The sequence below is a fragment of the Paenibacillus taichungensis genome, from assembly GCF_013359905.1.
GTDB lineage: Bacteria > Bacillota > Bacilli > Paenibacillales > Paenibacillaceae > Paenibacillus > Paenibacillus taichungensis.
This window is the reverse complement of the sequence record NZ_JABMCC010000111.1, coordinates 237,735-250,018: the sequence shown is the minus strand read 5'-3', so window position 1 is coordinate 250,018 and position 12,284 is coordinate 237,735. Positions and strand designations below refer to the sequence as shown.

The following is a 12,284-nucleotide window of genomic DNA, read 5'->3' as shown; positions in this document are numbered from 1 at the left end:
TTCTCGATACTGCATTTTGTATATATGTATATATAACAGCTCTATTCCGTTATTTCGGCATCAACCTCAGCTTGTGCTTCAACAATTGCTTCTGCCTCAATCTCCACCATCAGCAAAGGATCAATGAGTGCACTAACCTCTACCATCGTGGCGACAGGCTGGATCTGACCAAAAAATTCACCATGAGCCTTTCCCACTTCTTCCCACCGGGAAATGTCGGTAACAAACATGCGGGTTCTCACGATATGAGACATGTCTGCTCCTAATTCTTTCAGTGCATTTTCGATGGTCTGCAAAATAAATCTCGTCTGTGCATATGGATCACCTGCTCCAACCACAACACCGTCCTGCATGGCCGTAGTACCCGCAACCTCAATTCGGTTGCCAACACGAATGGCACGGCAATATCCTACAAGCGGCTCCCATGGAGAACCGGTAAACACCTGCTGTCTGTTCATTCTGCTTTCCCTCGCTTTAAATGTGATTTGAACTCCTGATTAAACATGAATTATATCAGCCTGCCGACCTGCTGAACAAGCAAACAAAATAGGATATAACTGAATTTAGCTCAAACCAAAAAGCCCCTGAAGTGATCTCCCGTGCCTTGGACACGGGTGAATCATTCAGGGGCTCTATGAAATTGAGATCCTAGTCCTCAATCAAAAGATGAAGAACCAGGCTTACAGCTTGATATTAGCCTCATCAAAGTATTCTTCAAGTGTCAGTCCACTTTTCACAACATCAGGAGCCAGATCAGTGCCGACATAACGAATATGCCATGGCTCGTACACATAGCCGGTTATCGCTTCCTCACCTTGTGGATAACGGATGATGAACCCATATTCTGCTGCATGCTCAGCCAACCACTGGCCTTCTTTCGATGTGCCAAATACCTCTTCTATGGCATTGCCTACACTTGGACTGGAAACGTCAATCGCTAGTCCGGTCTGATGTTCGCTGTGGCCTGGCACAGAGCTTACACGATCCGTGTATTCTTTACCTTTGGTTTTGACATTGTTGTTATAGATCGAAACCTGACGCTGATAAGAACGATATCCAGATACCGCACGAAGCTCAATGTCGTCCGCTTTGGCACCGGCAAACAGCTTCTCCAACGCCTCGGCAGCTTCCTTCCGCATATGGCGCTTTTCATGCGGCCCGTCGAAGGAAAACGGTACGTTAGGCTCCACCAGATCATCCGGCTCGTATCCTTCTGGCAAGCTGCGCTGTTTGTTAACGATCACGGTCATCGCTTCTGAATTGGTCACTACCGCTTGTGCATCAATCGTCGTTTGCAGCGCGCTAATGCTGCGTTTCTCCATCAGGGGATCCTCTGATGTGGCTCCATTGCCTGCGTCAGAAGAACCCTCTCCCCCAGTTGAAGCATTGCCGGAACCACTGTCCGTACCTTCATTGTTATTGTCCGAAGATGAGCTGTTATCCCCATCTGTGTTGCTGCCATCCTTGCCAGTATCCTCAGTCAAATGAACCGTGGTACCGTCCGACTCTTGTTGTGCGCTTCCTGCTGCGTTCAGATTCTGGTTCTCCTCTGAGCCCGAACCGTCCTGGCAAGCGGATAACAAAGCTCCGCATATCATAAGTGAGGACAGCATAACCGCAACTTGGCGCTGTCGTCCTGTACGTAATTTCATGTAAAAACTCCTATCGCATATTGTAATAATGATTGCAGTATTCGTGCATGTGGGCTTGTCTTCCCCTGCGACAGTATACCTTAAATTGCAGCGAAGCTCCACCGGTAAAGACCTCCTTGAGAGGATGTCACCCTAAAGATATGCCGGGTGTAAAGCTTGTACGGTCGTTTTTTGGACTTTTAGAGCCCTATCCCAAGGTTCAACACCAAAGAAGCGAGTTGGAAATGTGTATATCCATATTGGATAAAAGAAATTCGCCGAGGCACATCACAAACAAGCGGGGGATGATCTAAGATCTCCCCCGCTCCGAATGGTGCATCATTTGGTCGCCGGGCTGTCCTTCTTCTTCTTTTGGACAGCCTCCCACATCCGCGCAGCTACGCGCTCGCGGATCAATGCCAGCCCTGCGGTGGCAGGCACGCCTGGCAGCAGCGCCGCCAGTTCCGGCGTTGCCGGGGGTTTCCCCGGCTGCGCCAGCCGCACCTTCACGGCGCCAAAACCAGGCCCCGGCTGATGCATGGCGCCGTCCGCGGCTGCCTGGGCGATCCACTCGCCGACGGCTGCGCCGCCTTCGCCGCCCCGCGCCTGCGGGCGGCCGGCCGTTTCGGCTGCGCGGCCGGGGCCGCTGGGATCATGGGCGAGTTCCTCCGCCCATGATCCCAGCACGCCGGCGAGCAGCGCTTCGCGCGGCAGGCCGGCGTGCGCCAGCTGCAGCAGCGGCTCGGCCGCGAAGCGCGCAGCAACGGCGCGCTCAGCGGCCGAGGCATGCGCGCAGCCCGGGCGGCCGCAGGTGCACGTCGCTGCGCCGCCCGCGCTCAGCGAGCTGCCAACGGCTGTGCCCGGCACGGCCTCGCTTGGCGCATGCTGCGGCAGCAGCCCGTCGAGCTCCGCCGGGGCAGGGCCGCCGCGCAGCAGCGCGTACAGCGCCAGCGGACGCTTGCGCAGCTGTGCCAGCACAGCCTCGCGTTCAGCTTCACTGAGCTGATGCAGCGTGCCTGTTACCGTGAACAAGCCTTCGGCTGATTCGGTCTTGCCTGCGGCGGCTAATGCCTCTTTGTCTGCATCAGCAGCCGCACTTACTTCTGCTGTCCATCCACCGGGGGACATATGCAGCTCTACATTCCATTTTTCGCTCACAACAATCCCCCTTCCTGTCACTATATTTTGCATGTACTATTTATCTCGCAACCTACAGCCATGTCTCGCCCTGAAGCGAGATCAGACCGCGCAGCTCATCATCCGACATCTCGGTCAACCAGTTCTCACCGGAACCGACCACCTGCTCAGAAAGTGCCTTTTTACTCTCAATCAGCTCATCAATCCGTTCCTCCAGGGTACCCTGACAGATCAGCTTATGCACCTGTACGTTTCGATTCTGCCCAATTCGGAATACCCGGTCTGTTGCCTGATTCTCCACCGCAGGATTCCACCACCGATCGTAGTGAACAACATGACTGGCACGCGTCAGATTCAGGCCTACACCCCCGGCACGAAGAGACAGGACGAACAAGGATGGGCCCTCCCCTTTTTGGAAGGTTTCCACCATATCATCCCTTTGTGACTTCGAAACACCACCATGCAGGAAATACGGTTCTTCCTCATACCGCTGTGTAAGCCTGGATACGAGCAGTTCCCCCATCGCCACATACTGAGTGAAAATCAGCGCAGACTCCCCATTGTCACGGATCGCATCCACCAATTCCAGCAAACGTTCCATTTTGCCGGACGCCTCAGCCTTACCATGTTCCTTCCGGCTGCTGTCCGCCAGCACCGGATGATCACAGATTTGCTTCAGCTTGGTCAGTGATGACAACACAATTCCTTTACGAGCGATACCGTTACGTCCATCCAATCCGCCCATCAGATCATCTACCACCCGCTGATACAGAACGGTCTGCTCTGGTGTCAGGGAACAATAGGATTTCAGTTCCAGCTTCTCCGGCAGATCCTTGCGGATATCCGGATCACTTTTCAGCCTGCGCAGCATAAAGGGCGATACAAGCCGATGAAGCTCGCGCAAAGAAGCTGCATTTTCTTCGGATGGGCCCAGTCCGGTATAGCGCTGGCGGAATGAAGAAGCCGTACCCAGATACCCCGGATTAAGGAATTGGAAAATGGACCACAGCTCGCTTAGTCGATTCTCCACTGGCGTACCCGTCATCGCAATGCGATGCGGCGTAGACAGACGCATGACGCTTTGCGCTTGCTTTGTGCGGTAATTTTTAATATATTGCGCCTCATCCAGCACAACGGTAGACCAGTGCAACGAAGCCAGATCCGGGCCATCCCTGCCAGCCAGATGATAGGTCGTCAGCACAATATCATGGGACTGTGCTTCTGACTGGAAGGCATTGCCGTGCAACCGTTGTCCGCCATGATGAATATATAACGACAGATTCGGGGCAAACCGCTTCAGCTCACGCTGCCAGTTCCCAAGCAGCGAGGTAGGGCACACAATAAGTGCAGGCAGATGCGCATCATGCACGTGCGGCTGTTCACCGTTCGCAGACTCTTCTTCCATCCTCATAAACGCTTCGTGCTCACGTGCTTCCTCCGCGGCAGCTTGCTGTTCCTCATGTTTCAAGTCCAGCAGGCAGGTAATAACCTGTATCGTTTTCCCCAGCCCCATATCATCGGCAAGACATACTCCGAAACCAAGCTCACGCATGGCGGATAACCATTGGTACCCCCGCTCTTGATAGGGTCTCAACTCACCATGCAGCTCTCCCGGAACCTGCCGAGGCTCAATACTGCGGAGCACCTGTCCGTCGAGCAAAAAGGACAGCAGCCCCTCGGATTCCGCACCAAAGACGGAAAGCCCCTTCCAAGCGGTATCTTCGCCTTCTTCAGCTGCCAGATGCAGCCATTCGGAGAGTGGCATATATTGTTCTTCTTCTTTTTTCATATAACGCAGTACCTGACGAATCTCTTTTGTATCCACTTCAATCCATTCGCCACGGAACATCACATAAGGTACCGTTGCTTCTGCAAGCGCAGCCAGCTCCTCCGCCGTAACCGGTTTGCCGTCCAGCATCGGTTCTGCCTTAAAGGCAACCAGCTGCTCCATACCCAGTGAAGACGGGGCCCCAACCGGTCTTTCTATTCCCCGATTGAGCATCTGCAGACGTAGTCCAGCGCGGCGTTTCCCTGCACGGCTCCAGCGGGAAGGCATTAACACGGTTACGCCCGCCTTCTGCAGACGAGGCACAGCGTAGGTCAAAAATTCAAAAAAGGCTTGCTGTTCCAGTTTCATTCCTTCCGGTCGTGCATGAAGAAGCGCCGTTTCCAGCTCCGGTGCCAGTTCTGATGCATGCCCCAGCGCCATCAGGAGCTGTTCTGCAGCTGAAATATAACGTACTTTGCCTCGGTCCAGATCTCGTTCCGGATGAGCCCAGATCGTGCGTGCAGGCAATCTCAGGCCAGATTCCTGCACACTGTCTGCCCAGAAGGTAATCCCCCACAATGATTCATGATCACCAAGGGGCGGTTCCAGCCGCAGTACCAGTTTCAACTCACCTTCCGTGGGAGCCGTTTCTTCACTGCCTACCACGGGTTTCGCAGTACCGCCAGCTTCTTGCAGTGTTCCAATGAGTTCTGCCATTTCCTCTGTAGGTCCCTGCACCGTCACCGGGCGAAACATCGAGATCAGACTATTCCACCACAGCTCTGCTACCGGAGAAGACCCACGCCGAAATGGCGTGCGGTAACGAGACAGCTCACTGTCCATGCTTTCCATCTCACCCGTAACAACCGCATGGATCATTCCGCTCATAAATGAAAATAATACGGCCGCTCCCGCTTCCTCCCGTGATTCCGGTTCAGAAGATGCGTATGCTCCGGGAGCAGACAATCCGATCGGCGGCATAGATTCCGCCAACTCCCGGAATCGTTCTACATCTGCTTCCTGCAACAGACGTGGACGCCATACGCCTGTCAACGTTTCCTGTCCGGTGCGACGACGCGCCCCCGTCTTGGCCGCAAACTCAGCGGACGGAGCAAATTCTCCGCGCAGCAGCAGTTCCTGTGTAAACTGTGCTGCTTTTACCCAGTATCGAATCTCTTCTCCGGCCTGAATTCCTGCCGCATTCAATATACTGTCGTCCCAATGGAGCAGCAGCTTGAATGTATCTTTTGGCGAGATTGCGAGCCCTTCCAACGTCCGTCCGAGCAATTGACGTCGCTTCGTACCCTTCGCTTCCGCGGCATTACGCATCGGATTGGGCCAACGAAGCTCCGCAAGACGCAGAGCGGCAGGCTGAAACAGACGACCCCCGTCGCCAAAATTCAGCTTCCGTACCACGTGGCTCCACGCATCCACACGTGGTTCCGATGTTTCACCGGAAAAACAAAAAAATACGTCACCAAGCCATACTCCATACAGCGATTGCATCATTACAGTCTCCCGTCATCCCTTCGCATTGTTACTCTCCATCATATACGAAAATGCTCGGATTTAAAAACTTTTACGGATAAAAAGTGCTACATTACTTCGAAAAACCATCTTCAAACCACTTCATACTATATTATGTATGCCTGTTAAAAGGTGAAACACACCGCTTCATTGCATTCAAGGATAGGGTGATCACAATAAAAAATGCCCCTAACCCCCACAAAGGGGTAAGGAGCATTATCATAAGCAAGCGGATATGTGCTTTGTATATAACATTTCAGCGTGCGTTTACTGCGATTTGGTTAAATTACCGAGCAATACATCCAAATTAAGAATGCCAGCTTCATGATCGTCATTGTGTGCGATTTCCTTGAATATTCCCGTTGTGTAACGACGATATTCTTCCGTAGGCTCTTCAAACCGATCATACATCACCACGGAATCCACGGAATCGACGACGAGCGGTACATAATCGTCGTGATAAGGCACAACAATGATACGCGTGGAAGGTGTAGTCTCCTCGTCAGGCAAGCCGAGCAGGACGCGTACACTCACAACAGAGACCACTTTGCCGTACAAAGGCGTGAAACCCTTAATCTCAGGACTGCCAAAAGGAACGGTGGTTACCGGGAGCATTTTAATAATTTCATGAACTTCATCAATACGAAGCGCACAAATCTGATTTCCGACCGAGAAATTAATGTATTGAATTTGAACTTCCTCATCCATAGATGTTTTCATACCCTTCTTGTTTTCAATTTCAATAGAAGCTTTTTATAGTCATCTTGATCATGAATAATTACATTTCATGTTGCATTCTCTGTGTTTATATCGGTTGACGGGAGAAAAATTTTTACCCATTTCTTAATATGGAGATACTATCGTCAGAAATAATGGCAGAAGAGAAGATAAAAAAAGAAAAACGCAAACAGAACCCCAGTAAACTGGAGGTTTGTTTGCATTTTCCGAACGTATTTTTCAGCTCAAATGATCACTTCTAATACAAATGGCATGCCACCTGGCGTCCTGGTGAAATCTCCCGCAGCTCCGGAATAACAGAGCGGCATTCGTCCTTCACATACGGACAACGGGTATGAAACGTGCAGCCGGACGGTGGATTTTCCGGATTTGGCACATCGCCGCCCAGGACGATTCGTTCCTTTTGCACATTCGGATCAGGAACCGGAACAGAGGACATCAATGCTTTGGTATATGGATGCAGTGCTTCGGTAAACAGTTCGGAAGTGGGCGCAAGCTCGACCACTTTGCCCAGATACATGACAGCCACACGATCACTGATGAACTTAACGACAGACAGGTCATGAGAGATGAACATATACGTCAGTCCGAATTGTTCCTGCAGATCCTGCATCAAGTTCAGCACCTGAGCCTGAATGGACACATCCAGCGCTGACACGGGCTCGTCACACACAATGAATTTGGGATTCAAAGCGAGAGCACGGGCAATCCCGATCCGTTGCCGTTGTCCACCCGAGAACTCGTGCGGAAAGCGATGTGCCTGATAGGGGGATAATCCGACCACTTCCATCAGTTCTTCGATTCGGCTTTTCAACTCATTTTTTTTCAGATTATGGTGGGTGAGCAGCGGCTCCTCCAGTGTACGCTGTACCGTCCAGCGCGGATCCAGTGAGGCGTATGGGTCCTGGAACACCATCTGCATATCCGTACGGAAACGGCGCAGCTCTTCTGGCGGAAGCTTCCGTACATCCTTTCCTTCGAAGAACACCTCGCCATCCGTCGGCTCAATCAGACGCAGGATGGCACGCCCCGTGGTGGATTTTCCGCAACCGGACTCTCCAACCACGGCGAGTGTTTCCCCGCGCTCCACAGACAGCGTTACACCATCGACGGCTTTGACGGCACCGACCTGTTTGGAAAACAGGCCCTTGCGGATAGGATAATGCTTCTTGAGGTTTCTGACTTCCAATATCGCACTCATATGATCCCCTCCTGTTGCAGCAGACAGCGACAGCTATGACTTGGTGCTGTCTCCAGTAATTCGGGTTGTATCGTCTCGCACCGTGCTTCCTTCACCGGGCAACGAGGAGCAAAGCGACAGCCGGACGGCATATGGGCGGGGTTCGGTACCTGACCTGGAATAGATTGAAGACGATCCTGATCACCCGCAAGCTGCGGCAGCGAAGCCAAAAGACCGCGAGTATATGGATGCTTGGGATCGGCAAAAAGGGTTTTGACATCCGTCTCTTCCACCACTTGCCCGGCATACATCACCATGACGCGATCACACATCTCAGCTACAACGCCAAGATCATGAGTGATCATCATGATTGCCATATTCTCCGTCCGCTGGAGGTCACGCATCAAGTCCAGAATCTGTGCCTGGATGGTCACATCCAGGGCTGTTGTTGGTTCATCTGCAATGAGCAGCTGCGGACTGCATACCATCGCCATGGCGATCATCACCCGCTGGCGCATGCCACCTGAGAGCTGGTGCGGGTATTGTTCTGCAATTTTGTCAGGACGGGGAATGCCGACTTTGCGAAGCATATCAACCGACCGTGTCCAAGCCTCTTTTTTGCCCAGCTTCAGATGGTATCGTGCCGCTTCCGAGATTTGTTTGCCGATTTTGAATACCGGATTGAGTGAGGTCATCGGCTCCTGAAAAATCATGGCCATTCGGTTACCCCGAATTCGGCGAATTTCACGCCCGGACAACTTAAGCATGTCTTTCCCCTGGAAACGGACTTCCCCTGACGCCACACGGCCGATCTTTTTGGGGAGCAACTGCATGATTGATAACGATGTAATACTTTTCCCGCATCCCGATTCTCCGACAATACCCAGCGTTTCACCCTGCCGTATGGAAAGGCTGATCCCGTCCACGGCGCGTATCACACCTGCATCCGTAATGAACTCTGTCCGCAAATCCGAAACTTCGAGCAGTTCAGTCATGTTGTTCCCCTCCCATGCCTTTACGTTCTGAACCTTTAGCTTTGCTCCTTCTAAAAAAATTAACGCTTGGACGTCGTGGCTTCTTCGGAAGCCGCACCATTCGAATTCTTTAATGACGTCTCATCTTCCATACCTTCCACGCCCAAATATTTAAGCGCGCTCAACGCGTACACTTTGGCACACTGGATAATCTGCCATACGGGTGCTTTTTCGTTAAAATTGTGAATCGTGGACAGCTCTGCCGGACCATATTGCAATACCGGAATCTGATGATTACGGAAGTGGCGGGCATCGCTGGATGCCCATTGCAGCACACCGTACGCCTCTTCACCACTGACTTCGCTGATACTCTCCACCAATTGGCTCACGATTGGTTCATGCGCTGGAGTCCAGTTGGCATTGCCCTGGAAGCCAAACGGCTTCAGCTCTGATTCTATTCCTGCTTCAAGCAGAAGCGAGCGAGCACGGTCCAATACATCCCGGTAATCCACACCAAATGGAACGCGGGAGTCCACCTGAACAGTGCAGCGATCCGCTACCACATTCACCTTGGTTCCACCCTGAATTGAACCGATATTCACTGTTACATGGTCGAACACCTGATAGGCCAGACCTGCCTTCTCCCGATCACGCGCATATTCCTGCGAGATGCGGATAATATCCTTCACCTCTTCCGGGATGTCCGGCTTGATGTCCCATAGACGCTGCAATGCTTCAATGCCTTTGGCTGCCTTCACAATCGCATTATCGCCTACAATGGGTTGAAGACTGCCATGACCCGGTGTACCTTCCACCGTAAACTCAAACCAGCAGCTCCCCTTTTGTCCAATGGTTGGATGCTGCGGGCTGGATGGCTCTGCAATTACCGCGGCAGTTCCGGTTGCAAGTCCACGCTCCAGAACCCATGGTACCCCCAGGTCACCACCTGTTTCTTCATCCGGAACAATCATCAGCGACAGATCTCCACGCAAAGGCACATTCAACTTTGCCAGAATAACCGTTGCAAAGATCAGGCCCGCAAGCCCACCTTTCATGTCAGATGCCCCGCGTCCAAGCATATATCCGTCCTTGATTTCACCGCAGAACGGATCAAAATCCCAACGGGAAAGATCACCGGCTGGCACAACGTCGGTATGACCACAGAAAATCAGATGTTTGTCTGACTTGTCCGTCCCTTCTCCATTCAACGTGGAGATCACGTTAAACATCGTTTCCGTTGCCGCATGTACTTTGGTGTCGATTCCGGCCTGATGAAGATATTCGATAATAAAAGCACTAATCTCACGCGAATCCCCTGGAGGGTTCTCCGTCGGAAAACGAATCAGTTGTGAACAGAGCTCCAGTAATTCATTCTGGCCTTCCTCGATTGCATCAAGTACCTTCCTTTTCCAATCCATCCTGTTCAGGCTCCTCTCAATATGGGCTGTATTGTGGTCAGTACGAATTGTCAGAAGACAGGCATGACTGCCTGTCCCCCAAATCGTCCGTTTTTACTGCTCCTTGCTAAGTGGGTAGAAACGCAGAACTTCATCCGGGTAATACACGTATCCGCTGACCTTGTTATTCATGCCGACAACCCGGTTGTATTCGTATAGATACGCCCACGGCGCTTCTGTCGTAATAATCTCCTGCGCCTTCATGTATAGCTCGTTGCGTTTCGACTGATCCGGTTCGGCGCCTGCTTCTTCCCACAGTTTGTTAACTTCCGCATTGTTGTAATGAATGTAGTTGGAAGAGCCTTCACCATAGAGCAGGAAGCCCAGATGGTATCCAGGATCGTTAACAAAAGAAGTCCATTTGGAAATGTAAGAGACTAAATTCCCGTCTTTTTGCTGTTCCAGGAACTGCGCACGAGCAACTTTGTTAATGTTCATTTTGACACCGATCTTGGCCAGTTCTGCTTGAATCAGAACCGCATCATATTCCCAATCGTCAAAGCCCGAACCGAGGGTAAAGTCAAAGCTGAACCCTTCCGCATACCCTGCTTCTTTCAACAATTCCTTGGCTTTGTCCAGATTGTACTCGTACACATAGCCTGCATCCGTAAAACCTGGTGTGTTGCTCGCTACAGCACTCTTCATCTCTTTGGCCTGACCATACATGACATCGTTGATCAATTGGTCATAAGGAATCGCATAGTTGATGGCCTGACGCACTTTTTCATTATCAAACGGTTTGACATTGTTGTTCATCGCGAAGAACAAAATGCGGTTACTCGCATTCGACTTGATGGTCAAATTACTGTTCTCCTGCAAAGCTGCAACATCTTTTGGAGGAATCTCGATCGCCATGTCCACGTCACTCTTGTTCAGCAGCAGCACACGGTTGGAGGCTTCCTTCGTGAATTTCAGCGTGACTTTGCTAAGTTTCGGTGCTCCCTGCCAGTAGTCGTTGTTGGCCTGGAAGACCGCTTCACTGGCCGGGTCCCATTTTTCGAGTGTAAACGGGCCTGATCCCGCGGCATTTGCTTTCAGATAATCGTCACCTTTTTCCTCGACGAGCTTCTGGTCCACAATGGAGAAGGTATACATGGCAATGATCTGGGTGAACATGTGGTTTGCTTTATTCAGTACGATCTCAACGGTGGAGTCGTCCTTGGCGGTCACGCTCTTGATGTCGGCCATTCCGTATAGAAAGCTGCCAGAGCTGGATTTCGCCACACGGTCAAAAGAGTACACAACCGCATCCGCATTGACCGGATTTCCACTTTGGAATTTCAGACCGCTTTTGATTTTGAATGTATACGTTGTATTGTCAGCAGACACTTCCCAGCTCTCGGCGAGCATCGGCTGAATATCCTCCGTGTTGGCTACATCAGCACCATCTACCGTTTTGACACCATAGGTTACCAACTGGTCATAGGTTGCCAGTACCAATGTATCCGAGGTCAGGTCATTCGCCTCCGCCGGGTCCATCGTAGTTCCACCCTCAGAGTAAGCAACCGTCAGTGTTGGCGCAGGTTTTGTTTCCCCTCCTGAGCCGGATGCCGCAGGCTGCTGATTGGCATTGCTGGCACAGCCACCGAGAACAACGGTAAGAGCAATCATTGCAGAAAACCATTTGAGCTTTTTCATTATTAGTTTCCTCCCCTTTTTGAACCAGTCTTGTGATGCGATACTGTAAAACGTTGCAGCTTTTATTAGACAAAGTGAATGTGTGGGCCAATACCCCGGAATGTAACTAACTCATATTCCTGATACCAACCGCAGCAGCTTTCAATCTGCCTACTGACGGTGATGGAACCTTGCATGCCATTATTCCAAGGCATTCCCCGCAAATCGGTTCCCCCAGCCAGCTATCTATGAATC

The 12,284-nt window shown here is 51.6% G+C and carries 9 protein-coding genes; all 9 read right to left on the bottom strand.

What is annotated here, in order from left to right; all coding sequences use genetic code 11:
• Positions 1-41: 41 nt before the first annotated feature.
• Positions 42-458, bottom strand: a complete 417-nt coding sequence (locus HP548_RS15375; RefSeq protein WP_099858801.1) for a RidA family protein — start codon at positions 456-458, stop codon at positions 42-44.
• Between the two features lie 222 nt (positions 459-680).
• Positions 681-1,652: a M15 family metallopeptidase gene (locus HP548_RS15370; protein ID WP_175382146.1), complete on the bottom strand. Its 972-nt coding sequence runs from the start codon at positions 1,650-1,652 to the stop codon at positions 681-683.
• Positions 1,653-1,970: 318 nt separating this feature from the next.
• A complete protein-coding gene (locus HP548_RS15365) occupies positions 1,971-2,789 on the bottom strand; it encodes a hypothetical protein (RefSeq protein WP_175382145.1) in 819 nt (272 codons plus the stop codon).
• A 52-nt stretch (positions 2,790-2,841) separates the two neighbouring features.
• Positions 2,842-6,045 (bottom strand): DEAD/DEAH box helicase, encoded by a 3,204-nt coding sequence (locus HP548_RS15360; RefSeq protein WP_175382144.1) that lies wholly within the window; start codon positions 6,043-6,045, stop codon positions 2,842-2,844.
• 285 nt (positions 6,046-6,330) lie between these two features.
• Positions 6,331-6,771: a chemotaxis protein CheW gene (locus tag HP548_RS15355; RefSeq protein WP_176854689.1), complete on the bottom strand. Its 441-nt coding sequence runs from the start codon at positions 6,769-6,771 to the stop codon at positions 6,331-6,333.
• Between the two features lie 268 nt (positions 6,772-7,039).
• The gene (locus HP548_RS15350) at positions 7,040-8,002 is read right to left on the bottom strand and encodes an ABC transporter ATP-binding protein (RefSeq protein ID WP_175382143.1); all 963 of its coding nucleotides are present in this window, start codon (positions 8,000-8,002) and stop codon (positions 7,040-7,042) included.
• Positions 7,999-8,976, bottom strand: a complete 978-nt coding sequence (locus tag HP548_RS15345; protein WP_095206254.1) for an ABC transporter ATP-binding protein — start codon at positions 8,974-8,976, stop codon at positions 7,999-8,001. The genes HP548_RS15350 and HP548_RS15345 overlap by 4 nt, the downstream gene beginning before the upstream one ends.
• 59 nt (positions 8,977-9,035) lie before the next feature.
• Complete coding sequence (locus tag HP548_RS15340; protein WP_175382142.1) at positions 9,036-10,373, bottom strand: M20 family metallopeptidase; 1,338 nt, start codon at positions 10,371-10,373, stop codon at positions 9,036-9,038.
• 93 nt (positions 10,374-10,466) lie between these two features.
• Positions 10,467-12,050, bottom strand: a complete 1,584-nt coding sequence (locus HP548_RS15335) for an ABC transporter substrate-binding protein (protein WP_175382141.1) — start codon at positions 12,048-12,050, stop codon at positions 10,467-10,469.
• Positions 12,051-12,284: the final 234 nt, after the last annotated feature.